This is a genomic window from Streptomyces virginiae, assembly GCF_041432505.1.
GTDB classification, from domain to species: Bacteria; Actinomycetota; Actinomycetes; order Streptomycetales; family Streptomycetaceae; genus Streptomyces; species Streptomyces virginiae_A.
Window position 1 is genome coordinate 246,580 of record NZ_CP107871.1, and the last position, 24,390, is coordinate 270,969.

The 24,390-nt window shown below is 71.7% G+C and carries 22 protein-coding genes and 1 pseudogene; 11 read left to right on the forward strand and 12 right to left on the reverse strand.

Annotated elements, in window-relative coordinates:
- Positions 1-113: 113 nt before the first annotated feature.
- The 7 genes from OG624_RS01135 to OG624_RS01165 all read right to left on the reverse strand — a co-directional run bounded on the left by OG624_RS01135 (position 114) and on the right by OG624_RS01165 (position 6,185).
- Positions 114-860, reverse strand: a complete 747-nt coding sequence (locus tag OG624_RS01135) for a lytic polysaccharide monooxygenase auxiliary activity family 9 protein (RefSeq protein WP_051763656.1) — start codon at positions 858-860, stop codon at positions 114-116.
- 57 nt (positions 861-917) lie between these two features.
- Entirely contained in the window at positions 918-2,225 is a 1,308-nt protein-coding gene (locus tag OG624_RS01140; RefSeq protein ID WP_161295240.1) for a fibronectin type III domain-containing protein, read from the reverse strand.
- Between the two features lie 501 nt (positions 2,226-2,726).
- Positions 2,727-3,290 (reverse strand): hypothetical protein, encoded by a 564-nt coding sequence (locus OG624_RS01145; RefSeq protein WP_033224324.1) that lies wholly within the window; start codon positions 3,288-3,290, stop codon positions 2,727-2,729.
- Between the two features lie 147 nt (positions 3,291-3,437).
- Positions 3,438-3,623 (reverse strand): hypothetical protein, encoded by a 186-nt coding sequence (locus OG624_RS01150; RefSeq protein ID WP_371591944.1) that lies wholly within the window; start codon positions 3,621-3,623, stop codon positions 3,438-3,440.
- A gap of 6 nt (positions 3,624-3,629) precedes the next feature.
- On the reverse strand, positions 3,630-5,084 hold the full coding sequence (locus OG624_RS01155; protein WP_371638888.1) for an RNB domain-containing ribonuclease: 1,455 nt from the start codon (positions 5,082-5,084) through the stop codon (positions 3,630-3,632).
- A 70-nt stretch (positions 5,085-5,154) separates the two neighbouring features.
- Entirely contained in the window at positions 5,155-5,721 is a 567-nt protein-coding gene (locus OG624_RS01160) for an NIPSNAP family protein (protein ID WP_371638889.1), read from the reverse strand.
- Positions 5,718-6,185 carry a hypothetical protein gene (locus OG624_RS01165; RefSeq protein WP_371638890.1) on the reverse strand — a complete coding sequence of 156 codons (468 nt, stop codon included), beginning with the start codon at positions 6,183-6,185 and terminating at the stop codon, positions 5,718-5,720. Before OG624_RS01165 ends, OG624_RS01160 begins: the two co-directional genes overlap by 4 nt.
- A 56-nt stretch (positions 6,186-6,241) precedes the next feature.
- Between OG624_RS01165 and OG624_RS01170 the strand changes: the two genes are divergently transcribed.
- The 8 genes from OG624_RS01170 to OG624_RS01205 all read left to right on the forward strand — a co-directional run bounded on the left by OG624_RS01170 (position 6,242) and on the right by OG624_RS01205 (position 15,730).
- A complete protein-coding gene (locus OG624_RS01170) occupies positions 6,242-7,177 on the forward strand; it encodes a helix-turn-helix transcriptional regulator (RefSeq protein ID WP_033224320.1) in 936 nt (311 codons plus the stop codon).
- A 581-nt stretch (positions 7,178-7,758) separates the two neighbouring features.
- Positions 7,759-8,259, forward strand: a complete 501-nt coding sequence (locus OG624_RS01175; protein ID WP_371638892.1) for a GNAT family N-acetyltransferase — start codon at positions 7,759-7,761, stop codon at positions 8,257-8,259.
- Between the two features lie 311 nt (positions 8,260-8,570).
- Entirely contained in the window at positions 8,571-8,984 is a 414-nt protein-coding gene (locus OG624_RS01180) for a hypothetical protein (RefSeq protein WP_158711925.1), read from the forward strand.
- Positions 8,985-9,157: 173 nt separating this feature from the next.
- Positions 9,158-9,703, forward strand: a complete 546-nt coding sequence (locus OG624_RS01185; RefSeq protein WP_371640813.1) for a (2Fe-2S)-binding protein — start codon at positions 9,158-9,160, stop codon at positions 9,701-9,703.
- The gene (locus OG624_RS01190) at positions 9,700-10,707 is read left to right on the forward strand and encodes an FAD binding domain-containing protein (protein WP_352163288.1); all 1,008 of its coding nucleotides are present in this window, start codon (positions 9,700-9,702) and stop codon (positions 10,705-10,707) included. The genes OG624_RS01185 and OG624_RS01190 overlap by 4 nt, the downstream gene beginning before the upstream one ends.
- A 39-nt stretch (positions 10,708-10,746) precedes the next feature.
- Positions 10,747-12,852 (forward strand): xanthine dehydrogenase family protein molybdopterin-binding subunit, encoded by a 2,106-nt coding sequence (locus OG624_RS01195; protein ID WP_371638893.1) that lies wholly within the window; start codon positions 10,747-10,749, stop codon positions 12,850-12,852.
- A 143-nt stretch (positions 12,853-12,995) separates the two neighbouring features.
- Complete coding sequence (locus tag OG624_RS01200) at positions 12,996-13,961, forward strand: hypothetical protein (RefSeq protein WP_033224313.1); 966 nt, start codon at positions 12,996-12,998, stop codon at positions 13,959-13,961.
- A gap of 245 nt (positions 13,962-14,206) precedes the next feature.
- On the forward strand, positions 14,207-15,730 hold the full coding sequence (locus OG624_RS01205; protein ID WP_244290939.1) for an adenosine deaminase family protein: 1,524 nt from the start codon (positions 14,207-14,209) through the stop codon (positions 15,728-15,730).
- Between the two features lie 33 nt (positions 15,731-15,763).
- Here OG624_RS01205 and OG624_RS01210 read toward each other — a convergent pair whose 3' ends face one another.
- Both OG624_RS01210 and tnpA read right to left on the reverse strand, forming a co-directional pair.
- Positions 15,764-16,264, reverse strand: coding sequence for an NUDIX hydrolase (locus tag OG624_RS01210; RefSeq protein WP_326746755.1), 501 nt, complete (start codon positions 16,262-16,264; stop codon positions 15,764-15,766).
- Positions 16,265-16,519: 255 nt separating this feature from the next.
- Positions 16,520-16,952, reverse strand: a pseudogene (gene tnpA / locus OG624_RS01215) (IS200/IS605 family transposase).
- A gap of 23 nt (positions 16,953-16,975) precedes the next feature.
- Between tnpA and OG624_RS01220 the strand changes: the two are divergent.
- The 3 genes from OG624_RS01220 (at position 16,976) to OG624_RS01230 (ending at position 20,588) form a co-directional block, all read left to right on the forward strand.
- Positions 16,976-18,133 carry an RNA-guided endonuclease InsQ/TnpB family protein gene (locus OG624_RS01220; RefSeq protein WP_371638894.1) on the forward strand — a complete coding sequence of 386 codons (1,158 nt, stop codon included), beginning with the start codon at positions 16,976-16,978 and terminating at the stop codon, positions 18,131-18,133.
- A 135-nt stretch (positions 18,134-18,268) separates the two neighbouring features.
- A complete protein-coding gene (locus OG624_RS01225; protein ID WP_371638895.1) occupies positions 18,269-19,183 on the forward strand; it encodes an NUDIX hydrolase in 915 nt (304 codons plus the stop codon).
- Between the two features lie 7 nt (positions 19,184-19,190).
- Positions 19,191-20,588 carry an NUDIX domain-containing protein gene (locus OG624_RS01230; protein WP_371638896.1) on the forward strand — a complete coding sequence of 466 codons (1,398 nt, stop codon included), beginning with the start codon at positions 19,191-19,193 and terminating at the stop codon, positions 20,586-20,588.
- Positions 20,589-20,598: 10 nt separating this feature from the next.
- Here OG624_RS01230 and OG624_RS01235 read toward each other — a convergent pair whose 3' ends face one another.
- The 3 genes from OG624_RS01235 to OG624_RS01245 are packed head-to-tail and all read right to left on the reverse strand — an operon-like array spanning position 20,599 to position 24,250.
- Complete coding sequence (locus OG624_RS01235) at positions 20,599-22,938, reverse strand: ABC transporter permease (protein WP_371587012.1); 2,340 nt, start codon at positions 22,936-22,938, stop codon at positions 20,599-20,601.
- A gap of 2 nt (positions 22,939-22,940) precedes the next feature.
- Entirely contained in the window at positions 22,941-23,747 is an 807-nt protein-coding gene (locus OG624_RS01240) for an ABC transporter ATP-binding protein (RefSeq protein ID WP_371587013.1), read from the reverse strand.
- Entirely contained in the window at positions 23,744-24,250 is a 507-nt protein-coding gene (locus OG624_RS01245; RefSeq protein ID WP_161295264.1) for a PadR family transcriptional regulator, read from the reverse strand. Before OG624_RS01245 ends, OG624_RS01240 begins: the two co-directional genes overlap by 4 nt.
- Positions 24,251-24,390 lie beyond the last annotated feature (140 nt).

Sequence of the window (24,390 nt, forward strand, 5' to 3'; positions counted from 1 at the left end):
CGCTTCTGAGGCGATACCGTCCATGACCGTACCGCCCGCGGTGGAGATGGCTGAACCCCGAGCCCGGGGAAGGGGATACCCGGGCTCGGGGTGTGGGGCCTGCCGGCGTCCGCCTACTTGAAGGTGACGTCCGAGCAGGAGTAGAAGGCTTCCTCGCTCTGGAAGGAGCCGTCGGGCCGCTTCAGACCGTGCCAGATCGTGTAGATCAGGTGCTTGCCCTTCTTCTCGGGGAGCACCGTCTTGAAGGTGAACGCCTTCGCGCCGAGGAAGCCCGAGGGTGCCGCCGTGGCCGCGGTGTTGTCGGCGCTGAGGAAGGGGGTGTCCTCCAGGTCGGACCACTTCAGCGGCTTCTTCGGGTCGTAGCCGTCCTTGGTGACGTACATCTCCATGCGGTACGGGTTGTGCAGCGCGCTGATGTCGTAGCGGATGTCGTACTCGGCGCCGCCGGGCAGTGTCGTCGAGGGGAAGTCGTCCCGCGCCAGATCCAGGCCGGAGAACTGTGCGTTGCCGGCGCTGCACAGCTTGCCGTCGGCTATGCGGGCGCGGTGCTGAGGGGAGGAGGTCGGGGTGCTGTGGTCGATGGCGCGGCCCTGGACGATCGACTTCCAGTCTCCGGGGATGCCGGGGCTCTGGGCGAGGGCCAGCCGGCAGGCCTCGCTCGCCTTCGGGTTCTTGGTGCAGGCCACGCTGCGGCTCACCGGATCGGCGGTGGAGCCGTGAGCGGAGGCGGGCGCGGAGCCGAGGGTGGTCACGGCGAGCGGGAGGGCCACGAGCGCGGTGAGGCGCAGGACGGCGGTACGGCGGGCCGGGGGCCGTACCGGGTCGGGGGACGTGGGGGTGGTGGGGCGGGTCGTACGCATGAGGGGGACGCTCCTGGTCATGAGGTCGTTCGTGTGCGTGAGGCGGCAGGCGGAGGGTCAGCCGCCGGTCTTCACGGTCAGCTCGCGGGAGAACGCGCCCCACGTGCCGTCGCCGAGCCGCGCCCGGATCTTCACGGTGTACGTCGTGCCGGGGTGGGAGCCGACGAGCACCTCGCGCGAACCCTTGGTCGTCGGCACCGGCAGCACCGGGTCGCCGGTGCCCCACATGAAGGTCTGGGCGGGCTTGCCGTTCAGGTAGACCTGGTAGGCGGCGATCTGGCCGACGCCCTGGGGGACGGACCAGGCGAGGTTCAGGTAGTGCTGGGTGACACCGCCATCCTGCTTCGTCGCGGTGGTGGCGGCGAAGTCGCCGGGGGCGGCCTTGCCACCGGTGCCGTCGGGGACGGTGGTGGTCGTCACCTGGGCTTCGCGGGTCGGGTCGGACTCCTTGCCGGAGGCGTCGACGGCGGTGACCTTGAAACGGTAGGCGGTGCTCGCGGTCAGGCCGGAGACGGTGGCCGAGGTGGCCTTGGCGTCGGCCTCCTGGACCTTCGCGCCGTTGCGGTAGATCCGGTAGCCGGTGACGGCGACGTCGTCGGTCGCCGCGCGCCAGCGCAGGGAGGCCTGGTACGGGCCGGAGGCCGTCGCCTCCAGGTCGGCGGGGATGATCGGCTTCGCCTTGTCCTGGCCGGGCGCGGCGAGGGTGGTGAGCACGATGTCCTTGCTGAAGCCGGTGGTGCGACCGTCGGCGCGGACGGCGCGGACCTTGAACGTGTACCGGGTGGCGGGGGCCAGTCGCTCGATGTCCGTCATCGTGTCCTTGACGGTCTTGAGCTGCTTGCCGTTCTGGAAGACCTCGTAGCGCACGACCTCGGCGCCGCCGGCGGGCGGCTTCCACATCAGGTGGACGGCGGTGTCGTCCTTGACGAAGGATCCACTGTCGGCGGGGACGGCCGTATTCGTGCCGGTGTCGCTCCCGTTGCCCGACGCGCCGTTCACCTTGCAGCCGGTGATCTTGGGTATGCCCTTGCCGTCGGGGTTGATCCCCACCTTGACGGCCCGGTTGCCCTTGGCCGCCACGTCGGCGCGGTCGGCGATGGGCTTGATGGTGACGTGCTTGCCGGTCTGGCGGAGTTCGTACGCCCAGGGGTTGTCGAGAGTGACCTGCCCCTGCGACACGTCGAACTCGGCGGTCCAGTCCCGTACGGGCCGGTCCACCTTGTTGGCCAGGGAGACCTCGCCGGACGCCCACCAGACGGTGGCCTGGTCCGCGACGCGGCAGGAGGCGCTGAGGCCGCCCTCTTCCTCTCCCGCGTTGGCGGCAACGGGTACGACGACGGAGCAGACTCCGACGACTACGGCCACGCAGGCCAGGGCAATTCGCTTTCGGGACATCAGAAACCTCTTGGTAAAGCCGATCCGCCGGTGCAGCGGCGGCATCGAATGTGCCTCGGTCAACACCCGTGACCCTAAGCGCGGTTTGCGGCCGGAACGGGCCGATGTGGGGCTACGGGCTCCCTGTTATCCGTCCCTTAAGGTCCGGCTAGGACGCCCTTGATCCCCTGCCCGCGGCCTCCGACCCTACGGACACTGAAGATCACGCTCAGTTGCCGGACCAGCTGCTGCGCCCCAGAGCACGTATGGGCACCCGAGCCCTGGAAAACGGATACCGCTTCCACGCGCGTCTCCGCCGGATTCGGCGCCATCGATCCGAGCGAGACGTCGGCGAGGCGAATGGCGTCGCGGTCGGCGTCGAATGCTGGGCGGGCGTAGGCGGTGTCGGCAGCGGCAGTCGTCGGCGCTACGCCAAGACCGGGACGTGTGGCACTTCTCCGGCGCTATTGATGTCGTCGAGCTCCGTCCCGGTCAGCCGGAAGAGGTGTCGAGCCAGCGGCGCACCTCCGTGCTCAGAGGCGGCTCGTTCGGGCCGTCCATCGCCCCCTGGGCAACCCATTCGGCGAACCGGCGCAGGACTCGCGACCGATGCGGCGCTGTCAGCACCGAGGTACTGATCGAGTGTTGCCACGTGGTGGCGAAGCACAGCACGTTCCCGTCGAGCGAGAGCATGCGGAACTCGGGGCGCAACGGCGCGCTGCCGAGCAGCCCGGCGGCGCCCTTGCCCATGATGTCCCAGTCGTCCTGCAACTCGACACAGCACCACCGGACGGGGCCACCCTCCACGGGCTTGTGAGGGAGGAGGAACCTACGGTCGGCCTCGGAGAAGAGCCCCCCTTCGACCGCCAGTCGGTACCAATCCGCGTTCGCCTTCTCGTGCAGCAGGGGATCGAGGACGTCCAACACGGACTCGACGCGCCCTTCATCAGGCGGGCAGCTCGGCGCCTGGCCGGTGATGTAGGGCGGTATGAGCCCTTCGGGCTCGACCCACCCGCCCACTATCCGCAGACCTGCCGCCGCGAGAGATTTCGTCATGCCCTCACCATGCCGTAGCTGCTGGTCAGCGCACGAATGAAAATGAAGGGGCCGGCCGTGCCCGCACGCCTGCCCGGTCGACGGCCGGTGGCGAACGCCTTGACCGTGGGTGGGGTGTCCGGGCGGTGGCCGCGATGGTGGGCGACGTCAGCAGCCCGCGACGCGCTCTGCGTCCGGGATGAACTCGTCGAGGTGGTCGCCGGTCCACCCTCTGAAGAGGAACAGGGGGCGGGTCAGAACGATGTCTCCCGCTCTCTGCCCGTGCAGGAAGAGGCCCACATCGGAGAGCGCGGGGTGGCCGCAGGGCGTCCAGCACGCTTCGACGCTCCGCAACGACCTTCAGGGCAAGGTGAAGAGGACCTTGTCGCCGTCCGACGAGGGGTCCGCCCGCTTGAGCGTGGCTCTGACGCTCGCGCCGAGTCGAAGTCTCTGGCCGTTGGTCGAGGCGACCTTGGCCAGCACCGCGGGGTCGGCCAGGAACACCTTGCCCTCGAGGGGGTCGTTCCACTCCGCGTCGGTGTCGATGACCGCGGCGTCGAACACCTCGCCCACGCGGTGCATGAGCACCGCGGCCTCGGCCAGGTCCACGGTCTGCCGGTCCGCGACACCCGCCTTCCCCCGTGCCATGTCGCACGGCAGGCAGTACATGGCGTCGAGCACCCATTTCGGCGGGGGTTCGTCCGCGCACGCCGCCACGCACAGGTCACCCGTGTACCGGTCGACCAGGCGGCGTAGCGGAGCCGTGCAGTGGGTGTACGGGGCCGCGATCGTCGCGTGCATCGTGTGCTGGGGCGTCCCGAAGTCGCGGAAGACGGTGTACTCCGCCTTGAGCATCGTGGTGGTGGCCTCGGTGAGGAAGGCCATGTGCTTCTGATTTCTCGGATCGAGGGTGCGGACCAGCGCGGCGTACGAGACTCCGGTTCCCCAGTCGATGCCCAGGCACTTGGCGATGTCGTGCAGGCGCCTGACCACGTGCTGGTCGGCCTGCTCCTTCTGGGTACGCAGGATCCCCGTACCGCTGTCGAGCATGATCTGGGCCGCGGCCATTCCGGTCATGAGGGAGAGTTGCTCGTTCCAGCCCTCCACCGGCAGCGTCGCCACGTAGCTCAGCCGGAACGATCCGTCGTCGAGGGTGACCTCCTGGTCCGGCAGGTTCACCGAGATGCCCCCGCGCGTGACCTCGACGCTCTCCCGCAGCATGCCGATCTCGCGCAGCAGTGCGACGGACTCCTCGGCCGTACCGTCCTCGATGGCCTGCTGGACGCCTTGGTAGCTGAGCTTGGCCCGGCTGCGGACCATGGCTCGGCTCACCGAGGAGGTGGTCACGTTGCCTTGGGCGTCGAGGTCGTGTTGCCAGACGAGGGCCGGGCGGACCCTGTCCGGAAGCAGGCTGACCGCGTCCTCGGAGAGGACGGGCGGGTACAGGGGCACCTTGAGGTCGGGGAAGTAGAGGCTCTCGATCCGGTCGTGCGCCTCGACGTCCAGGGGGCCGCCGGGCTTGACGAACGCGGCCACGTCGGCGATGGCGTAGTACACGCGGAAGCCGCCGCCCGGTCGCCGTTCCAGGTGCATGGCCTGGTCGAGGTCCTTGGAGGTAGGCGGGTCGATCGTGAAGAACGGCAGGTGGGTGGCGTCCTTGTGGTGCGGGTGCGACTGGGCCGCTGCCTTGTCGGCCGCTTTGAGAACGCGATTGGGGAAGGCCGAGGGGACCTTCAGCTCCGCACGCAGCTCCACCAGCGCGGAGCGCAGGGTGTCCAGGGCCTCGTCGGACATGTGCATCGGGCGGCGTCGCATGACCCGAGCGTAAGGCGGTGGTCACGGACCGGCACGGCGAGCGGGTCGTGGTCGGTATGCCGGGGCAGGGTCAGATGCCACCGCGAGGCTGAGGCGTCACGGGTTCGAGCCGCAGCCTCCGGGTCGGCCAGGGCGGGGGCTGCGACGGGCCGAACCAGACCCGGACGTCCTCCCCGGTGCGGACGGGCAGGAGGGGGTAGTCGTTCTCGGCGTGCTCGGTGCGGTGCAGCGCATGGCCCGAGCCCAGGTGCCGGGCCGCGTACGAGTCGAAGGCGGCGGCGTCGGACGGATGGCAGACGGTCGCGACCACCTCACGGCCGCCCGGCTCCGGTGTGAAGCCCGGGCCGCGCAGCAGCAGGACGTCGTCGCTGTCGATCATGGTGGCGTTGGCCGCGTCGCGGTGCTGCCGCCAGAGTGGGCCGCTGTAGAAGGCCTCCAGCGAGTGCCGTCGGCTCGCCATGTCGGGGAACGAACGGAACCAGACGAAGCGGTTCGGGTCGTCGAGGTCTCGGAACCGGCCGCCGACGGTGATGCCGACCGACCGCTGGCCGGTCACGAATTCACGCTCGAACAGCTCGATCAGCGTCTCGCGGGCTCCGGGGTGGAGCGTGTACTGCCGGAGTTCGACGATGCTCATGCGCCGGCGCTCCTGGTGCGGGTGAAGTCCATGATCCAGTTGAGCTCCCAGGTGCGGCCGTCGTCGCAGGAGAACTCCTGCTCCCAGCGGGCGGTGTCCGGGCCGAGGCGGTACCAGGTGAAGTGCACCCCGATCGGGCGGCCGGCGTAGGTGTCCTCGCCGTGGAAGTCCCCGCGGTCGCCGGTGAAGCCGCCGACCACCGGCGGATCCAGGCGGCCCGTCCGGCTGTCGGACCAGTGGATCGACCAGCGCCCCGTCCCATGGTCGAAGAGCCGCAGGGTCACTCCCTGGCGGGCGAGCGTGGGGAAGGTGATCTCGTCGAGGTTGCCGGCGCCTGCGAACAGCGGCCGGACCACCGAGTGACCGGGGAAATCCACCCAGGTGGCGGGGCCTGAGCCGAGCGGTGTGGTGAGGCGGCGGTTGGCCACGTCCCAGGAACCGTGCAGGAAGTCGAAGTCGTCCATGCGCCGGAGGCTAGGGGCACTCTCCTGACATCCGGTGTCAGTGGATACTGAGCGGCATGCGCGCGAGCCGACTGGTCACCCTGCTTCTCCTGCTGCAGAACCGGGGGCGGATGACGGCCCAACAGCTGGCCGAGGAACTGGAGGTCTCCGTCCGCACGGTCTACCGGGACGTCGAGGCGCTCGGCGCCGCCGGCATCCCGCTGTACGGCGCGGCGGGACACGCGGGCGGCTACCGGCTGGTCGACGGCTACCGGACCCGGCTCACCGGACTCACCCCGGACGAGGCGCAGGCGGCGTTCCTCGCCGCACTCCCCGGCGCCGCCGCCGAGCTCGGCCTCGGCGAGGCGCTCGCCACCGCCCAGCTCAAGCTGCGGGCCGCCCTTCCCGCCGAGCTGCGCGAGCACGCCGGTCGGATCCAGAAGTGCTTCCTGCTCGACGCCCCCGGCTGGTACGGCGACGCCGACCGGACGCCTCACCTGGCCTCGGTCGCCGCCGCGGTATGGGCGCGACGGGCGGTGGTCCTGACGTACCGGCGCTGGCGGGCGCCCGAGGAGATCGAGCGGCGGGTGGAGCCGTACGGGCTCGTGCTCAAGGCGGGCCGCTGGTACTCGGTCGCGGGCGGGCCGTCCGGGATCCGCACCTATCGGGTCGACCAGATCCTCGCGGTCCGGCCGCTGGAGGAGGAGTTCGTCGTTCCGGACGGCTTCGATCTGGCCGGCCACTGGAACGGTCATCTGGCCGACTTCCGGGCCCGGCTGCACACCGGGGAGGCCCTGGTACGGCTCACCCCGGAAGGTGCCCGTCGCCTCGGAGTGACACCCACGGGGGACGGATGGACGCAGGCCCGGGTGCCCATCGAGTCGATCGCTCACGCCCACGGAGAGTTCCTGCGCCTGGGCTCCGACGTCGAGGTCGTGGCCCCTGCCGAACTGCGTGACCTCATCGCGGCGACCGTACGGACCCTGGTCTCCCGCTACGAGAGTCGAACCTGAGCGAGGGTCCTCCCGACGTGGAAGCTCTCGCCGTTCGAGCAGGTAGCCGAGGAGCTCCCCGGCATGCGCCTCACGTCAGCCCTCGCCCGGGCTCGGGTGCATCGGCCTCGTCGGCCGGGCGGCGCGGAAACGGGTGGACGGGGTGCCTCGGCATGATCGAGGATGGCCGGCATGACGACTTGAAGAGCACCGGCCGGGCGGCAGCATTGGCGCAAGGTCTCCACCTGGGACACGGTCCCCGACGGGGACCGGCGGATCTGCGCCGCCTGCGGGACGCCCGTCCGCTCGTACCAGTACCGCTACCACCCGCCCGAGTCCACCCTGTTCGAGCGGTGCGTCGGATTCGCCTGGTGCTCGGGGTGCCGGATCTACTCGGGGAACATGGTGTATGTCCACCGGGAGCGCGTCCTCGTCGACGCCCTCGCTTCGCTCCCCTGCGAACAGCGAGAACGGATCGCCCGTTCGGAAACACGGTTGATCGAGTTCCTGGACCGCCGCAGCCGAGAGGAACGGTGACCTGTGCCGCAGGGCGCCGCGAAATTCGCAGGTGGCAGCGATGACGGCTCTCGTACAGTGCTGCGATGTCGACCGTACGAGTGATGACCGAAGCCGATGTCACGGCTGTCTCGGAGATTCGGGTGACCGGCTGGCAGGCCGCGTATGCCGGGATCGTGCCCCAGTCCTACCTCGATCGCATGACGGTCGAAGCAGATGCGCACCGGCGCCGGCAGTACGTCACCGGACCCGACAAGGTCACGACCGATCTGGTGGCGGTGGACGCCCGGGGTGGGGTGGTGGGCTGGGCGTGCCTCGGGCCCTCTTCCACGGCCGTGGGTGAGCTCCACGCGCTGTACGTTCAGCCCTCCCTCATCGGCACCGGCATCGGTCGCTCCCTCCTCCAGGCCGTGCACGGCATTGCGACGGCCCAGGGTTTCGGCTCGGTCCTGCTGTGGGTGCTCGCCGACAACGCGCGGGCGCGCCGGTTCTACGAACGGGCCGGCTACGCCGCCGACGGTGCCGTCCAGGCAGACGACTACGACGGGGTGTCCGTCACCGAGGTTCGTTACCGTCTCACGCTGTAGCGAGGCTCCACGCGGGGCTCCGTGCCGTGGCCCGAGGGGGTACGCGGCCCGGTCGCAGCGGTGCGGCGGCGCCGGCCGGATTGCGGCTGGACAGTGGGCAGGAGCCACCGGAGCATGGCGCGCAGGTGCGTGGCCTCTCCAGCGGAAGGACCGTCAGGATGAGCGTGGACGACGGGAAATCAGGCGGCCGGCGGCCTTGGCAGCGGCCGCCCGCGAACGGCAGCCCAGGACCGGTGGGACCAGGAGGCCCCGGTGCGCCGGGAGGACTCCCCCACGAGCCGATTCCCCCCGGCGCGCGGATGCCGGACGCTGTGCGGAACCTGCGTGTGCTGATGATGGTCCTGGGCGGCGGGCAGGCCCTCCTCGGAGTCGCTCTGGTGACCAACAGCGTGGCTGTGGCCACCTCCATCTGGGGCGACGGTGACGCATCCACCCCGTGTTGCACCACGCCGGGCGAGGATCACGCCGGGATGGTCGTGTTCGCCGGCTTGATCTTCCTTGCGGTCTCCGCGTGGGGTGTCACCTCCGCCCTCAAGTTCCCCACGCGCCACCGGAACCTGCGCGTGTCCGCCTTCGCCTACGGGTGGACGGCCCTGCCCTTCAGCTGGGCGTTCTTCCAGGTGATACCGCTCCTGGGATTCGCCTGGTTGGTGCCGGCGGTCCTGGCGATCGTCCGCCCCAACCAGCCGGAAAGCCGTGCCTGGTTCAACCATCGGCCTTCGTGACACCGGGAGGTGGCGCGACGGCATGGGAGACGCCACCGGGCGACCGTACGGAGGACGGGCCGCCGCCACGCACCCGCTTGTCCCACACGGGAGGTGTGAGATCCGCTCCGGCCGGTTATCCGAGGGGAGGTCTAACGATATTCCTGGGCAAAGGGGCAGAAGTGGCGCATCCAATGCGGGAGACCCGCTCCAGCGTCGGGCTGCACGTGAACGGCCGGCGGTACGAGCTCGACGTGGACCACCGGGTCACCCTCCTGGACCTGCTGCGGGAGCACCTCGGCCTGACCGGTGCGAAGAAGGGCTGTGACCACGGCCAGTGCGGCGCCTGCACCGTCCTGGTCGGCGGCCGGCGCGCCAACAGCTGCCTGCTGCTCGCCGTCGCCCACGACGGCGCCCGGGTCACCACCGTGGAGGGGCTGGGCGGCGAGGGAACCGGCGGTCTGCACCCCCTGCAGGAGGCCTTCATCGACCGGGACGCCTTCCAGTGCGGCTACTGCACGTCCGGTCAGCTCTGCTCCGCCGCCGGCCTGCTCGCCGAGGCGGCCGCCGACCCCGGTGCCACGGACCTCAGCCGCCCCGGGATCGCGGAGGCGATGAGCGGCAACCTGTGCCGCTGTGGCGCGTACCCCCGCATCGTGGACGCCGTACGGGACGTGGCCGCCCTCTCGCAGGCCGATGCCCCGGACCAGGTGCCCGGTGACGGGAGGGTGGTCGCGTGAAGCCGTTCGCGTACGTACGGGCCACCGGCCTCGCCGAGGCCGTCGCCGCCCACGGCGCGCGGGCCGGCTCCCGCTACCTCGGCGGCGGCACCAACCTCGTGGACCTCATGAAGCTCGGGGTCGAAGCCCCCGACACGCTCGTCGACCTCGCCGACCTACCGCTCGGCTCCGTCGAGGAGACCGCGGACGGCGGCCTGCGGATCGGCTCCGGGGTGCGGGGCAGCGATGTCGCGCTCCATCCCCTCGTCCGCGCCCGCTACCCGCTGCTGTCCGAGGCGCTCCTGGCCGGCGCCTCGGCCCAGCTGCGCAATGTCGCCACCACCGGCGGCAACCTGCTCCAGCGCACCCGCTGCCCCTACTTCCAGGACGTGACCAAGCCCTGCAACAAGCGGGAGCCCGGAACCGGGTGCGGTGCCCGCGACGGAGTCCACCGGGACCACGCCGTCCTCGGCCACTCCCCGCAGTGCGTCGCCACCCACCCGTCCGACATGGCCGTGGCACTCGTCGCGCTCGACGCGGCCGTCGAACTCCAGGGCCCCGACGGCGCCCGTACGGTGCCCGCGACGGCCTTCCACCGGCTGCCGGGCGACCACCCCGAGAGGGACACCGTCATCGAGCCCGGCGAGATCGTCACCGCTGTCACGCTCCCGCCGGACCGCGCCGGCCTCCCGTCGCGCTACCGCAAGGCCCGCGACCGCGCCTCGTACGCCTTCGCGCTCGTCTCCGTCGCCGCCGTGCTCGACATCTCCGGGGGACGCGTCCGTCATGTGGCGATCGCCTTCGGCGGGCTCGCCCACCGGCCATGGCGCGCCACCGCCGCCGAGGAAAGACTGCTGGGCGCCGCCCCCACCGAGAGCGCCGTACGGGAGGCCGTGGAGGCCGAGCTCGAAGCGGCGGAGCCGCTGCGCGACAACGCGTTCAAGGTCCCGCTCGCCCGCAACCTCGCCTGCGAGGTGCTCGCCTCCCTCTCCGGGAGTCCCCTCTCCCCCGGCTCCCGCTCCTGACACCTCCCTCCGCCCCGCCCCCGATCGCGAGGACCCGCCATGGACTCCAGCCCCGCCGCCCCGGCGCCCTCCGTCGGCAGCCCGATCACCCGCCTGGAGGGCCGGGAGAAGGTCACGGGCAAGGCCCGCTACGCAGCCGAGTACCCCCTGCCGGAGCGGGCGTACGCGTGGCCGGTGCCCGCCACCGTGGCCCGTGGACGCGTCACCGCCGTCGACACCGCCGACGCGCTCGCGCTGCCCGGCGTCCTCTCCGTCCTCACGCCCTACGACGCGCCCCGGCTGGGCCCCTGCGACGACCCCACCCTGCGCGTGCTCCAGGACCCCGAAGTGCCCCACCGCGGCTGGTTCGTGGCCCTGGCCGTGGCCGAGAGCGTCGAAGCCGCCCGAGCCGCGGCCGCGGCCGTCCGCGTCCGCTACGACGTCGAGCCCCACGACGCCGTGCTGCACACCGATCACCCGGCCGCCTACACCCCCGAACAGGTCAACGGCGGCTATCCGGCGCACCGCGAGAAGGGTGACCTGGCCGCCGCGTTCGCCGCCGCGCCGGTCCGGGTGGACTGCGCGTACGCCGTGCCGCCGCTGCACAACCACCCCATGGAGCCGCACGCCGCCACAGCCCACTGGGACGCCGACGCCGACACCCTCACCGTGTACGACTCCAGCCAGGGGTCCGGGCTCGTACGCTCCACACTGGCCTCCCTCTTCGGGCTGCCCGCCGATCGTGTCACGGTGGTCTCCGAACACGTCGGCGGTGCCTTCGGTTGCAAGGGCACCCCCCGCCCCCACGTCGTCCTCGCCGTCATGGCCGCACGACACACCGGCCGGCCCGTCACCCTCGCCCTGCCCCGGCGTCACCTCGCGGCCGTCGTCGGCCACCGCGCGCCCACCCTGCACCGCGTGCGCCTGGGCGCCCGTACGAACGGCACGCTCACCGCCCTCACCCACGAGGTCACCACCCACACCTCCCGTGTCCGGGAGTTCGTCGAACAGGCAGCCGTCCCCGCCCGCGTCATGTACGACGCGCCCGCCCTCCTCACCACCCACCGCGTCGTGCCCCTCGACGTACCCACGCCCTCCTGGATGCGGGCACCGGGCGAGAGCCCCGGCATGTACGCCCTGGAGTCGGCCATGGACGAGCTGGCCTGCGCCCTCGGCATCGACCCGGTCGAGCTGCGCGTCCGCAACGAGCCCGGCGCGGAACCCGACAGCGGCCGCCCGTTCAGCAGCCGCCATCTGGTGGAATGCCTGCGCGAGGGGGCCGCCCGGTTCGACTGGGCCGCGCACCGCACGCCCCGCCGGGACGGCCCGCTGCTGATCGGCACCGGAGTCGCCGCCGCCACCTACCCGGTGTACGTCGCCCCCTCCTCGGCGCGGGCGCACGCCCTCCCCGACGGTACGTACCTCGTGCAGACCAACGCCACCGACCTCGGCACCGGCGCCCGCACCGTCCTGGCGCAGGTCGCCGCCGACGCGCTGCGGGTCACCCTGGACCGGGTGACGGTGGAGATCGGGCATTCCGCGCTGCCGCAGGGCTCGGTGGCCGGCGGCTCGGCCGGTACGGCGTCCTGGGGCTGGGCGGTCCACGACGCCTGCACGAGCCTGGTCGCCCTGCTGGCCCGCCGCTCCGGCCCGATCCCGGAGGCCGGAGTGTCAGTCCCCGCCGATACGACGGCCTCCGCCAAGCAGAAGTCCCCGTACGCCAGGCACGCGTTCGGCGCCCACTTCGCGGAGGTGCAGGCCGACACCGTCACGGGCGAGGTCCGGGTCCGCAGGCTCCTGGGCGTCTTCGCCGCGGGCCGCATCCTGAACCCGCTCACCGCCCGCTCCCAGTTCGTCGGCGGCATGGTGATGGGTCTGGGCATGGCCCTCACCGAACACAGCACCATGGACCCGGCCTTCGGGGACTTCACCGAGAACGACCTCGCCTCCTACCACGTCCCCGCCCACGCCGACGTGCCCGACATCGAGGTGCACTGGCTGGACGAGCACGACAAGCACCTCAACCCGACGGGCGGCAAGGGCATCGGCGAGATCGGCATCGTCGGCACGGCGGCGGCCATCGGCAACGCCTTCCACCACGCGACCGGCTGCCGGATCCGCACACTCCCCCTCACTCCGGACCGCGTCCTGGCGGCCCTCGGCTGACGACCGGCACACGCCCCGGCAGGTGGCTTCGCCCTGGCCGGATCTGTTCGGCTTCGCCGGACCGGCGTCGCCCCACATGGCTGGTACGGGTTCGAGCAGGGCATGCCTTCTGTCGGAGTCGCGACTCACGAGGGGGCGAACCGATGACGGTCGACAGCGGGCTCGGGCACGGACTCGATCGAAAGGGCGCCGGCGTCACGCTACGACTTGCCTCGGTGGCTGCCGGCGTGGCGGTGGCCGCGCTCCTGGTCGCCGACTTCCGGCTGACCGGTTCGGCAGGCCGACAGCTGGTCGCGGTGGCGCTGATGGCCACGGTCGTGAGCGCGGGCACGTGGGCGGCGGCACGCCTGACGGCTCTCCTGATGCGGCCGTCCCTGCGACGGGCCAGGGAACTCCTCGCGCAGGAGCCCGATCTCTGGGGCTCGGACCGGGAGTTCTTCGCCCCGGTCCGTCGTCTGATGTTCCTCGGCGTGGTGCAGGCCCTGGTCGATCTGCTGGTTCTGCTGACCGTGTATCCGCTCGCCCTCTGGGCCGGCGTACGGATCTGCGGCGCCGCAGGTCTGTCCGCACACCTGCCCGGACCGTGGCCGGTCTTCGTCTCGGGGCTGCTCGTGGCGGCCGTCGCCGGCACGGTCGGGACCTTCTTCGCCCTGTTCCGCCGACGCACCCGCCACGCGGCGGCGCGCTCACTGGGCGCCGTACTGCTCAATGCCGCCGGACTCGCACTCGCCACGCTCGTCCTGAACGGCGTCCGGCTCGATCCCGCGCCGGGGTGGCGGCAGGCCCTCGCCCTGGGTGCTGTGGCGTCGCTCTTCATGCTGCCGCGCATCACGCTGTCCCTGCCCGTACCGGGAATCGCCTCGATCGTCCTCGTCGCCTACCACTGCCTGGTGTTGTGGCTGATCTGCGCGGCCTTCGCGTGCGTGGACCCTCGGCTCCATGCCGAAGGCTTCTGGCAGTTGGCGGGTGCCGCCGCGATCATGTGGGCGGTCGAGTGGCCCGCGCGCCTGGCCGTCCGGCGGGCGCAGGGAGCCGCCGCTCGGCCGGCTCCGGTCCTGCCCGATCCGTTCCCGCCGGATCACGGGTTTCCCTCCGGCCCGCTGTACTGAGGAACACGCCCGGCCGCCCGCAGACCGGTCGCCATGCGGATCACGCACAACAGGCCTGCGATAGATGCACCGCCGTCGATGTCCACAGCACCGTCGCGACCGCGACCATGACGCTCGCGCACGGCTCGGACACGTTCACCGGCATTCCTGAAGGAACGATCCTCTGCGGGTCCTCCCGAGTGACAGGAGGCGGCGCCCGGCCCGGTATACCGTCATGCGGCGATTCGCTTCCCCACCATGTGCCCGTGATCCCATCCCACTTGATCGGTGCGCTTTCCGCTCTCGCCCTGCTCGCGCCCACCTCCGCTTACGCGGCCTCCGCTCCCGCCGTGGCTCCGGCCCCCGGCCCCGACCGGCCGGGGGAGTTCTTCGCCGACCTCCCCAAGGGTGGTGATCTGCACAACCACCTGTCCGGAGCGGTCACCACCGAGTTCCTGATCGAACTCGCCGCCGGGGACGGCCTGTGCATCACCACCGACACCACCACCGCGGTGCCCCCGCCGTGCGGCGCCGGAACCCGACCCGCCGCCGACGCGGTCACCGACGCGGCCTTCCGCCGGCAGGTCATCCAGGCTTGGTCGATGCAGGACTTCCCGGCGGACGGCAACGGCCACGACCACTTCTTCGCGACCTTCGGCAAGTTCGGCGAGGTGACCTGGCGTCACCCCGGCCGGATGCTCGCGGAGGTCGCCAACTCCGCAGCTCGACAGCACCAGTTCTATCTGGAGACGATGATCTCCCCGGCCTCCGGTCAGGCCCGCACGCTCGCCGACCGGGTCGGCTACGACGCCGATCTCGACCGCATGCACGACAAGCTCCTCGCCGACGGAGGCCTGGACGCGGTCGTCCGGCAGGCCCTCAGCGACGCCGACAGCACCGACGTCGAGTTCCGTGGCGCCGCGCACTGTGACACCCCGCGGCCCGACGAGGCGTGCTCCCTGCCGTACCGGTGGATCTCCCAGGTCGCCCGCGCCGGCACCCCGGAACGGGTGTTCACCCAGATGGCGCTCGGGATGCGGCTGGCCGAGCGTGATCCGCGCTTCGTCGCCGTCAACCTGGTCCAGCCCGAGGACGACCCGGTCGCGCTGCGCGACTACCGCCTGCACATGCGGATGCTGAACTACCTGAAGACCCAGTACCCGAAGGCGCACATCACGCTCCACGCGGGTGAGCTCGTGCCCGGCCTGGTCAAGCCCGAGGACCTCACCTTCCACATCAGGGAGGCCGCCCAGACCGGTCGCGCGGAGCGGATCGGGCACGGCGTGTCCGTCCTGCACGAGGACCGCTGGGAATCGCTCATGCGCTACATGGCCGAGCGGCGCATCGCGGTCGAGGTCCCCTTCCACAGCAACGAGCAGATCCTGCGCGTCTCCGGCGACGCGCACCCCTTCGCCACCTACCGCCGTCACGGCGTGCCGATCGTCCTCGCCACCGACGACCCGGGCGTGTCGCGGATCGAGATCACCGACGAGTACCGCCGTGCCGCCGAGATGTACGGGCTCGGCTACCCGGAGCTGAGGGACCTGGCCCGGGCCTCCCTGGAGCACTCGTTCCTGCCGGGCCGTGGACTGTGGAACCGCGATCTGCGTACCGGCTACCGTCCGACCGGGGCGTGTGCCCGCGACGTCCAGGGCGCCGAGCACCCGAGCGAGCGGTGTGCCCGGTTCCTGAAGGCCAGCCCGAAGGCGCAGGTCGAGTGGCGGCAGGAGGCGGCCTTCCGGCGCTTCGAGGTGCACCATGCCCGCGCCACCCGTCCCGGCTCCCACTGATCCCGGAACGAATGCGCACCCGGTCCGCGCTCCTCAGGGGCGCGGGCCGGTCCGCACGGCACGGGCGATCAGGTCGTGGATCAAGAATTCTCCGGGGAGCCGGTTCTCCTTGAGGCGGTCGAGGTCTTCGGGACCGAACCATCCGTAGGCGGAGTGTTTGCTCCACTCCAGCGAGGGGCGGTCCAGGTCGCCCTCGACCTCGACGAGGAAGTCGGCCTCATGACGGAGTCCGGCGCTGTCGTCCCCGGTCCAGGTCGTGGTGCCGAGGAAGCGCCGTACGTGGCGCAGGCGCCAGCCGGTCTCCTCCTCGACCTCGCGCGCAAGGGCCTCCAGCAGGGTCTCCCCGGCCTCGACATGGCCGCCCACGATGTCCCAACTGTCGGGGAAGAGGCCGCGGTGCGGGCTCCTCTTCTGGGCGAAGGCCTCACCGTCGTCGTTGAGGATGACGGCGCCGACGGTCCACAACTCGCCGGGGACGGGCACGGGCAGCTCGACGTCAGGTTGCACGTCGAACGGCTGGTGAGGTGTCGTCATGGCGCCCAGCCTAGAGATGACGCGCATCGGCAATCCCCCGCGGGGGTGACACCCACCTGTTCGAGCGAGTTTCGGCGCCGGTGGGCGCGGGCCCGCAAAGGGCCCGCCTTGCGCGAGAAAATTCGTTCGCACCAGGCTCCTGGTCCGGCCGTGACGATCCCGATTTCCGGTCCGTTCTTCAGCGGGATCTGGCGAGGAACCCCAGGCCTTCAGGCCTGGGAGGAATCGCTTCTCTGGACTGCTCCGACCCGCAGCCTAGTTCGGACGTTTCTGCTGCTCGGCGTACTCCTTGATGATGCCGAGCGGTGCCCCGCCACACGACGCTACGAAGTACGACGGGGACCAGAAGTGTGCTCCCCACAGGTATGTGTGTGCGGATGTGGTCGGGGAACTCCTGCCGGAGCCTGCGTGCGGACACTCCCTTGAGGGAGCCGACCAGCCGGGACAGGGCGACCTTGGGCGGGTAATGCACGAGCAGGTGTACGTGGTCGCGTTCGCCGTTGAACTCCACCAGCTCGGTCTCGAAGTCCGCACACACGGCGCGCATGACTTCTTCGCAGCGCGTGAGCATCTCGTCGGTGAACGGACCACGCCGGTACCTGGGCGTGAAGACCAAGTGGGCGTGGAGGGTCTGGACGACGGTTCCACCCCTGCGAATATTGGGGTCCGACTCCCAGCGAGGTGACATAGGCCAGCGCTACGATCACGGTCATGAAACTCGTGACGCAGGTGAAGCTGTTGCCGGAGGCCGACCAGGCCGCCGCCCTGCGCTCCACCCTGCGCACGGTCAACGAGGCCGCGAACTGGGTATCCGGTGTGGCGTTCGAGCAGGGCGTTCCGCGTGAGTACGAGCTGCGGAAGCACACCTATGCGGAGTTGAAGGCGCGGGGGCTGGGGGCGCAGGCCGCTCAGCACGTCATCAAGAAGACCCGCGACGCCTACACCACGCTCAAGGCGAACATCAAGGCCGGTAATTACGGCAAGCCGGGTTCGAAGCGCCGGACCAAGACGGAGTCAAAGCCGATCAGCTTCCGGCCGCAGGCGGCGCAGCCGTTCGACGACCGGTGTCTGTCGTGGCAGTACGACGCCGGGGCGGTGTCGATCTGGACGGTGGCAGGCCGACTGAAGAACGTCCGCTTCGCCTGCTCCCCGGACGCCCTGAAGATGCTGCGCGAGCACCGCAAGGGCGAGTCCGACCTGATCGAACGCGACGGCGTGTTCTACCTCGTCGCGGTCTGCGACATTCCCGAGCCGGAGCTGCACGAGCCGGACGGGTTCGTCGGCGTCGATCTCGGCATCGTCAACCTCGCCACCACCTCGACCGGATACCGAGCCGCAGGGCGTGGCCTGAACCGGCACCGGGCCCGGCAGATCGAACTCCGCCGCAAGCTCCAGGCCAAGGGAACCCAGTCCGCGAAGCGCCTCCTCAAGAAGCGCTCGCGGAAGGAAGCCCGACACACCGCCGACATCAACCACATCGTCTCGAAGACGATCGTCACCACCGCTGAACGCACCGGCCACGGAATAGCCCTCGAAGACTTGACGGGCATCCGCAGCCGGGTACGGCTCCGCAAGGACCAGCGGACTTCACTGCACTCGTGGGCCTTCGCCCAGCTCGCCGCCTTCACCGAGTACAAGGCGAAGCGGGCCGGCGTGCCGTTGGTGTACGTCGATCCGGCGTACACCAGCCAGCAGTGCTCCGAGTGTGGCCACATCGACCGGCGCAACCGCCGGTCACAAGCGACGTTCGCGTGCCGAGCCTGCGGGCTCCTGGCGAACGCGGACGACAACGCGTCCCACAACATCGCCCGCAAGGGCGTAACCGTGTGGACCGCGGGGCGTGAGTCACGCGTCCCTGCCATCCCATAACGGGATGTCTGGACGGAGGAGTCCACCCAGCAGCCAGCTGGGCGCTACCTCCAAGCCCGGTCCTTCAGAGCCGGGTCAAGTTGACGGCACTTGTACGGACGTCCCGTCGCGACCGTCCCTCCGGAGTAGCCTTCGATGACCGCATCCGTCGAACCGCACGGCACCGCCGCACTGTTGGTCGACTCGCGAGGCCGGTACCTGTTGCACCTGCGCGACGCCAACAAACGCATCTGCGATCCGGGCACGTGGTCGATCCCGGGTGGAGGTCGGGAGGGCGAGGAGACCGCGGCGCAGGCGGTTCAGCGGGAGCTCCTCGAAGAGACCGGCCTGACGGTGCCGTTGGAACCCTTCGCCGTCGTCGACTGCCACGGGCCCGCGGCGGCGGAGCCGGACGCACCGGACGAGCAGGGCCGCATCCAGGTGTACCTGGGGGCCTGGGACGGGGACGCCGACGAACTCCCGTGTCCCGAAGGCATCATGTTCCGTCACTTCGACGTGGCCACGATCCCCTTCCTGACGATGTGCGCGTGGACGAAGGAGGTCATCGACCTCCACCAGGCCCGAGGCCTCGCCCCGGCAGGAGTACCGGCCCAGGCCCGGCCCGGCGGCGGCCGAGCACGCCGGAACATCGTCGGCGTGCACCTCTACCTCGAACGGAACGGGCAGGTCCTGCTCGGGCTGCGCCACCCGGACTCCGCCTTCGCCGCCTCCACCCACCACTTCCTCGCCGGACACTGCGAGCAGGAATCCGCCGTCACCTGCCTGGTACGGGAAGCGGCGGAGGAGGCCGGTCTGGTCATCGACCCGGGCGACGTGGACCTGGTCCACGTCGTGCACCAGGTGAACGAACCGGGCGGCCGGCCCCGTATGCAGCTCGTCTTCCGCGCCCGGCGGTGGCAGGGCACGCCCGAGGTCCGCGAGCCCGACCGCTGCGTGTCCTGGGGCTGGTGGCCGGCCGACGACCTTCCCGAACCCGTCGTCCCCTACACCCGGGCCGCGATCGACGGTATCCGGGCCGGTCGCCTCTACACCGAGCTCGGCTGGGCATGAGTCACCCATGACCACGACCTCTGTCCCCCGGCACACGGTGCCGGTCGACGTCCACCTCGTCCTGCGCCGCGACGGTGCCCTCGGCCCGGAGGTACTGCTGTCGCGCAGGGCCGGGCCCGTGTACGCGACCGGGCTCTGGCACCTGCCGTCCGGGCACCTCGACCCGGGCGAGGACATGGTCGAGGGGGTGATCCGGGAGGCCCGCGAGGAGACCGGTGTCCTCATCGCGGCGGCGGACGTGACCGTGGCGGTCACCGTCCACCACCGCCCGCCCCGGGGCGGGAATTCTCGGATCGGTGTCTTCTTCGAGGTACGGCGGTGGGCGGGCCGGCCCGGGGTGAGGGAGCCGGACCGGTGCGACGGCATGGGCTGGTACCCGCTCGACGCGCTGCCGGAGCCGATGGTGGCGTACTGCCGGGCCGGGCTGGACGCCTACCGGGCCGGCATGCCGGCCGCCGTGCACTTCCAGCGGCTCGGAGACCTCGTCGCGTACGAGGCGGGCGGCGTCGACCGTACCCGCCTCCTGCCCGGCCCGCCCCCGCCACCGACCGACGGGGCGGACCTTCCCGAACCACTGCGGGTGTTCGCCGAGCGGGCCGTCGGCCGGATCGCGCGGACGACCGACGTCTCCTGGACGCGCGCCGGTGCCCGGGTCTGGCGGCTCACGGGATCCGGTGGCGGCACCTGGTACCTCAAGCGGCACGCCGGGCAGCTCTTCCACGACCGCGAGGTGGCCGCGTACCGGACCTGGGCGCCGGGGCTCGGGCGCCGGGTGCCGCGCCTCGTCGCCCGCGACCCGGTCGCGCGAGCCGTCGTCGTCACGGCACTGGCCGGGCGGTCACCGCACGGCATGGACCTCGACCCGGCGACCGAGGCACACGTGCAGCGGGGGCTCGGGCGGCTCGCCGCCGCCCTGCACCGTGCCTGCCCGGAGCGGCCCGCCGGGCCGTCTTCGGCCACGGACTCCGTGAAGCGGCACGTGGAGGAGGCCCGGCCTCATCTGGCCGCCGGCGACGAGGAACTGGTGCGTGCCTTGGCCCGCGCCTACGAGGACCTGCCGCGGCCCGTGCTGGTGCCCACGCACGGGGACCTGCAGTACCGCAACGTGCTCCTGACCGACGACGGCGAGGTACGGCTCTTCGACTTCGAACGGTCGGAGTACGCCACCGCCACCCGGGACCTGGTGCGCCTGGCCGACACCTGGACGGGCCGGCCCGATCTGCGCGCCGCCTTCCTCGACGGCTACGGCAGACCGCTCACCCCGGTCGAGGAGCGCCGGCTGGACTGCGAGTCCGCCTTCGACGCGGTCTCCGGGATCGCGTACGGGACCGCCCACGGGGACCCCGAGGTCGCCGAGCGGGGCCACCGGACCCTGTACCGGCTCCGTGTCACCCACCGGCCGTGACCTCGGAGCGTCAGAGTGTCTCGCTGAGCGAGTCGGCCGGCCGCCGCCGTGCCGCCCGCGTCGCCGGCAACGCCGCCGCCCCCACCGCGCCCAGTACCGCCAGGACGATCACGGTCGACAGCACGGGGAGCGGTGGCAGTTGGGCGATGCCCGCGCCGATCCCGCTGGACGCTCCCTGGGTGTCCACCAGCCATCTGCCGGACAGCACCCCCAGCGTCGTGCCCAGCACGGCGGAGGCCAGCGCCGTCAGTCCGGCGGCCGTCACGATCATCGAGCCGATCTGCCGGGGCGTCAGCCCGATGGCCTTCAGCGCGAGCAGGTCCCGGCCCCGGTCCCGTACGCCCGTACCGATCAGCGTCAGCAGTTCGATCAGCCCGATCAGCGCGAGGACCGCGATCAGGGCGGCGATCACCGCGCGTGCCGGCTCCAGCCGGTCGACCGGGTTCGGGGTCTGTCGGACCTCCAAGGTGCCGCCCGCCGTCGCGGCCAGCGCGGCGCTCACGGCCACGGGGTCCGCGCCCTCGCGCAGGACGAGGGCGTGGAAGTCGGGGCGCAGGGCCGGATCGCGCTCCCGCAGCGCGTCGACGGTCGTGGTGATCACCCGGCCACCGGATTCGGGTTCGATGGTGCGGCCGACGACGTGCAGGATCTGTGGCCGTCCCTCGACGGTCATCCGCACCCAGGCGCCGACGCGGACGCCGAGGAGGTCGAGCAGGCCTTGTCCGGCCACGGCCTCGTCCGGACCGCCGGCCGCGCGGCCTTCGACGACCTCGGAGGGGTACGGGTCCTGGGCCGTGCCGAGGCCTCGGAGGGTGATCGTGCCGGTCTGTCCCGGTACGAGCGCCGCCATCTCGGCGCCGGGGTGGACCGCGGCGACGCCCGGGACGGCCGCGAGGGTCCGCTCCAGTTCCGCGTCGTTCGTTCCGGCCGACTGTCCGGCCCGTACGGTCAGTGCCGCGGCCAGTCCCATCTGCGCGGGCCTGCTGCGGAACTGGTCGAGTGTCGACCAGGCGACGAGTGCGACCGTGATGAGGACCAGCGGCAGGGCGAGCCGGGCGACGGCGGCGAGCGTCCGGCCGCGCCGCGGGAAGGCCGCACGCCATCCCAGGACCAGGGCGGGTGGCACGCGGAGGCCGAGGGCGCGCCTGCCGAGCGCGGTCATCGGCGTGGCGGACGGCAGCGCCGCGCGGGCCACCGGCACCGGCGGAACCCGGCCGGCCCGCCAGGCCGAGAGCCCGGTCGCGGTCGCGATCAGCAGTACCGCGCCGCACGGGATGCCGATCATGAGGGCGGTGTGGCCGGGCAGGTCCTGCCAGACGGCGGTCGCCTCGCCGATCCGCCCGGGTATCCGGTCGCCGAGCAGGGCGATCGCCGCCGTGCCGAGGGCCACGCCGAGCAGGGCGAAGGCCAGGTGCTGGACGAGGAAGCCGCGGGTCACCTGGCCGGGGGTAAAGCCGACGGCCTTGAGGATCGCGATGTCGCGTAGCTGGCCGCGGACACGGGCGCCGATCGCGCCGGCGGCGGCGAGCGCCGCCGCGAGCAGCGCGCCGAGCCCGAAGACGGCGAACATCTGGCCGAGCAGCCGGTCGTCGCCGCCCGCCTCGGCCCGTGCCTGCTGCCATTTGGTGACCTGGGCGACCCGGTCGGCGCCGAGGAGGGTCACGGCCCGCTGGACGGTGAAGTCGGTGTCGTCCGGATCGTGCAGCCGCAGGCCCACGCTCTGCCCGGTGTCTCCGTGGGCGACGTCGTCGAGGGTGCTGTCGAGCACCCAGCCGATGCCGGGGCCGCCGCCCGGGTGGTAGCGGGGCTCGGCCACCTCGGCGATGCCACTGACCTCCAGTGCGTGCGGGGCGCCGTCCGGGCCGGTGACCCGTACGGTGTCGCCCGGTTCGGCCCAGAGGGCGCGCGCGACCGAGGCCTCCAGTACGACGGTGTCGTTGCCGGTACCCGCGCCGCCGGTGGCGGTGTCCGGTCCGGTGAGCCAGCGGCCGTCGGTGACGAGCGGCCGTCCGGTCTCCGGGGGCTCCGCTCCGGTCGCGCGCAGCGTCACGCCGACCCGGGCGCCGCGCGACTCGACGGTGGTCGCCGTCGTGCGGTAGGGCCCGGAGAGGGCGGCGACGCCGTCCACGCGGGAGAGGGCTGCGGTGTCGGCGCCGGCGCGGGTGTGCAGCCAGATGTGTGCGCCGTGGGACTGGTTGAAGACGCGCTGCCAGGGGTTGGCGGCGTAGCCGAAGAGGGCGCCGGCCAGGAGGAGCGAGGCGATGATCCCGGCGCTGGCCAGGACGACGAAGAGGGCTTCGCCGCGGTGTGCGCGGAAGTCGGCGTGCGCCCAGCGCAGGGTGGCCCGCACGGTCACTCCTTGAGTTCCAGGTCCAGCACGCCCGAGACGCCGCGGGCCGGCCCGCGGCGTCCGCCGCCGAGCTGTGCGTCGTCGGCTATGCGCCCGTCGAAGAAGCTGACGACGCGGTCGGCGGCGCTGGCCATCCGGGCGTCGTGGGTGACCATCATGATCGTCTGGCCGCGCTGGTGGAACCGGGAGAGCAGCCGCAGTACCTCGCGGGTGCCCTTGCTGTCGAGGCTGCCGGCCGGTTCGTCGGCGAGCAGCAGTGCGGGGTGGTTGACCAGGGCGCGGGCGAGTGCGACCCGCTGCTGTTCGCCGCCGGAGAGCTCACCGGGCATCGAGCGTTCGCGGCCTTCGAGTCCGAGCTCGGCGAGCAGTTCGGCGCGGGATGCGCGGGCGGCCTTCGGGGAGGCGCCGGCGAGCAGGGCGGGGAGTTCGACGTTGTCGGCGACGGTGAGGTTGGAGACCAGGTTGAAGAATTGGAAGACGACGCCGATGCTGCGGCGCCGCAGGACCGCCCAGCGGGCCTCGCGGTACTCGTCGACCCGTTCTCCGCCGATCCACAGTTTGCCGCTGTCGGGGCGCTGGAGGCCGCCTATGAGGTGCAGCAGGGTGGATTTTCCGGCGCCGGAGGGTCCGGTGACGGCGACGAACTCGCCGGGCCGGACGGACAGGTCCACCCCGCGTACGGCGTGCACCGGTAGGCCTTCGCCGTGGTGGGTCTTGGTCAGGCCCTCGGCGCGCACGATGGGCTCGGCGGGGGTGGCGGACCCGCCGGGCACGCCAGGAGCGGCGGCGGGGGTGGCGTCGTCGCTCATTCCAGCTCCTCCTGGCAGCGTTCCAGCCAGTCGAGGTCGGCCTGCAGGTGCAGCATGGCGCCCTCGATCAGCAGGTGGGAGATCTTGTTGTCGCGGTCCTCCGCCGCGGCCAGCTTGGACAGGTCCCTCATGGTGTTGAGGTACTGCCGCCGCTGCTTGTTGATCAGTGCGACCGGATCGGCCAGACCCGACCGGGGTGCAAGGGCGAGCTTCATGAAGAACTCGTCCCGTACCCGGGGTTCCTCGGCGGTGTCCTCGAACCAGGCCTGCACGGCCTCGCGTCCGGCGTCCGTCAGCCGGTAGGTGCGCTTGTTGGGGCGTCCCGACTGCTCGACGTCCTCGCCCTCGATGAGGCCGCTCTTCTCGAGCCGTCCGAGGGTGACGTAGATCTGGCCGACGTTGGGCTGAGGGTACGCGGCGCCCAGGAGCTTCTCAAGGTCCTGCTTCAGCTCGTAACCGTGCGCAGGGCTACGGGTGAGGAGCGCAAGGAGCGCCAGCCGCACTCGCTCCCCCTCCTTCCCGCTCCGTAGTCAACGGTTCACTCGTCAGCGGGCCGAGTTGCGCCGCCGTCCGTCTCGTCTGCCTGGGCGTCTAGTATCGCCCATGCCTAACGGGTATATATAGGCCACGATGGTCGGCGACG